Source organism: Providencia sp. JGM181 (assembly GCF_018257375.1).
GTDB lineage: Bacteria > Pseudomonadota > Gammaproteobacteria > Enterobacterales > Enterobacteriaceae > Providencia > Providencia lanzhouensis.
The window spans coordinates 1-2,545 of the sequence record NZ_JAERJY010000235.1 but is presented as its reverse complement, the minus strand read 5'-3'; the positions used below and the strand labels follow the sequence as shown (position 1 = coordinate 2,545).

Here is a 2,545-nt window from a genome sequence, read left to right as displayed (position 1 = left end):
AGTCTTTAATATTCTCCTATTGCGAAATGATCTGTAGATATGATTTATTAATGTGGCAAGAACATCCTTGCTTAATAAATTAATCTTAAGGTACTTAGTATGAAAAAGTTATTAGCAATCGCAACTGTATTGTCATTAGCTGTTTCTGGTGCTGCATTAGCAAATACAACAACCAAAACTGAGCCAGTAGCGCCAATTGCTACCGCTCATCACTCAGCGAAAGCTCATCACGCAAAAGTGAAAACTGAGAAAAAAGTGAGTGCAACTAAAGATAAAAGTGCCGAAAAAGCCATTTAAATTTTTAGCTACACCAAAATATAAGTTTTATACCAATTACTCGTTAGTTTGAATTTAAATAAGGCGTTCAAAATGAAAAAATTATTAGCAATCGCAACTGTTCTGTCATTAGCTGTTTCTGGTGCTGCATTAGCAAATACCACTGCGAAAACTGAACATGTAAACCATGGTGTGAAAACGCACGAAGTTGCCAAAGCAGAGCATGGTAAAAAAGAAGTTAAAAAGAGTGAAGTGAAACAGCCAGGTGAAGTCAAAGCACCTGAAGCGGCTAAAGCAGGTAAATAAGTTCGCTATACTCCTCTAGATTACGTCACGGTGCCATGGGGTATAATTCCATGGCGCTGCTTGACAGCTTATATGGTATACTGAGCATTATTTTTAAATCAGTGTAACCATATGAATTATCAATGCCCCTTGTGTTTAAAACCCCTCAATTTAATTAACAGTAGCTATCGTTGTGAAGCAAATCACCAGTTTGATTGCGCCAAAGAGGGTTATGTTAATTTGCTCCCTGTACAGCATAAGCGTTCTAAAGATCCAGGTGATAGCCTAGAAATGATGGTTTCTCGTCGTCAGTTTTTAGATGCGGGTCATTATCAGCCAATGCGCGATAAGGTCGCTGACAAGCTCGCTCAATATCTACCTGAGAGCAGTGAAAATATACTCGATATCGGTTGTGGGGAAGGGTATTACACTGATCATTTTGCTCAGTCATTAAAGGCGGCATCTAAATCTGTTAGTGTGTATGGGCTGGATGTATCGAAAGTGGCAATCCGTTTTGCTGCTAAGCGCTATAAATCAGTTAATTTCTGTGTTGCTTCAAGTCATCGTTTACCGTTTGCGGATTCGAGTTTGAGTGCCATTATTCGTATTTATGCACCCTGTAAGGCGCAAGAATTAAGCCGAGTATTAACACCAATGGGAATTTTAATTACGGTAACGCCGGCAGCAGAACATCTGCAAGAATTAAAAGCCTTGATTTATGATGAAGTGAAATTACACCCTGCAAAAGACGAAGACCTTCCAGACTTTAAATTGATTGATGAGACTCGCTTAAATTATGTGATGGATCTTGAAGGAGAAGAGGCATTTGCATTGTTAGAGATGACGCCGTTTGCATGGCGAGCTTCTGAAGAGGTGAAACAGCAATTAAAGCAGGGAAACGTGAAAGATTATACTGCTGATTTTCTGATCCGAGTTTATCAATATAAAGACTAAAACCCGTATTAAATCTCAAACTGTTCCCCCTGAATGACTCAGGGGGAACAGGAAGATCATGGTGCGTACATAAATAATTCGAGATGCTCAAAGAGGATATTAAATCCAATCGCAATAAGCACCAGCCCGCCTAAAATCTCTGCTTTTTTTCCTAATAATGGACCTACGTAACGGCCAATCATCATTCCAATTGTGGCCATTATCATCGTGGTTAAGCCGATAGTCATCGCTGTATGGACGATATCTACTTGCAGGAAAGCCAGACCTAAACCAATTGCCATCGCATCAAGACTGGTGGCGATGGCAGATAACACTAAATTTCCTGCACTGTGACTAGATGGTTTAGCGCAGCAATCTTCATCTTTGGTGGTTAGACTTTGCCAGATCATACGTCCGCCAAGAATGAATAGCAGGGCAAACGCAATCCAGTGATCCCAACGGATAACATACTGGCTGGCTAAAATACCAATGCCCCAGCCAATGATCGGTGTGATAGCTTCAATAAAACCAAAGATAAAACCAGTACGAAGAATTTCACGAAAACGAGGTTTATGGAGCACTGCGCCCTTACAAATAGCGACAGCGAAAGCATCCATAGAGAGCGCGAAGGCAAGGATGAGAGTTGCGTAAAAGCTCATAACAATAATCTCGGTTGGGTGTTTCCATATACACATAAATTACCCCCAACCAAAAGGCGTATTTATGTGTCTATGGTCTTGCCAACCAATAAATGGCATCCGCACCACGTTTAAAAACAAACGAGTATGTTGACACGGATTTTCTGGAAAGAATACATTCCAGAACAGGCTACTCCCCAATGACGTGGGACGAAAGATATCATAGATTTTAATAAAGGCAAAATATTAATTATTAATAAATATATTTTTTAAATGAGAATAATTTTCATTTTCGATATTAACAAAGTTAAGGTTAATTAAACATTTAATTAACCTTAATATTTATACCAATATATAAAGTAGTTATTTATGATTAATAAAAAAATCATAAATCTTTTGTAAATCATCAAGAT

Annotated in this window: 4 protein-coding genes and 1 riboswitch; of the genes, 3 read left to right on the top strand and 1 reads right to left on the bottom strand. The window is 38.6% G+C overall.

The features are described from left to right. Positions 1-99 precede the first annotated feature (99 nt). From JK188_RS17065 to rlmA, 3 genes are all read left to right on the top strand, one after another. The gene (locus JK188_RS17065) at positions 100-297 is read left to right on the top strand and encodes an acid-shock protein (protein WP_211885768.1); all 198 of its coding nucleotides are present in this window, start codon (positions 100-102) and stop codon (positions 295-297) included. Between the two features lie 72 nt (positions 298-369). Continuing rightward, entirely contained in the window at positions 370-582 is a 213-nt protein-coding gene (locus JK188_RS17060; protein WP_211885767.1) for an acid-shock protein, read from the top strand. 111 nt (positions 583-693) lie between these two features. Beyond that, complete coding sequence (rlmA, locus tag JK188_RS17055) at positions 694-1,515, top strand: 23S rRNA (guanine(745)-N(1))-methyltransferase (RefSeq protein ID WP_211885766.1); 822 nt, start codon at positions 694-696, stop codon at positions 1,513-1,515. A 56-nt stretch (positions 1,516-1,571) separates the two neighbouring features. On the opposite strand, the gene mntP is transcribed toward rlmA, so the two are convergent. Further along, positions 1,572-2,153 carry a manganese efflux pump MntP gene (gene mntP / locus JK188_RS17050; protein ID WP_148444745.1) on the bottom strand — a complete coding sequence of 194 codons (582 nt, stop codon included), beginning with the start codon at positions 2,151-2,153 and terminating at the stop codon, positions 1,572-1,574. A gap of 6 nt (positions 2,154-2,159) precedes the next feature. Then, a riboswitch (yybP-ykoY riboswitch) is annotated at positions 2,160-2,343 on the bottom strand. Positions 2,344-2,545 lie beyond the last annotated feature (202 nt).

What these genes read in the sequence shown, in the direction of transcription:
- JK188_RS17065 (WP_211885768.1), top strand. Translation starts at nt 100, where the DNA reads ATGAAAAAGTTATTAGCAATCGCAACTGTATTGTCATTAGCTGTTTCT.
- JK188_RS17060 (WP_211885767.1), top strand. Translation starts at nt 370, where the DNA reads ATGAAAAAATTATTAGCAATCGCAACTGTTCTGTCATTAGCTGTTTCT.
- rlmA (WP_211885766.1), top strand. Translation starts at nt 694, where the DNA reads ATGAATTATCAATGCCCCTTGTGTTTAAAACCCCTCAATTTAATTAAC.
- mntP (WP_148444745.1), bottom strand. Translation starts at nt 2,153, where the DNA reads ATGAGCTTTTACGCAACTCTCATCCTTGCCTTCGCGCTCTCTATGGAT.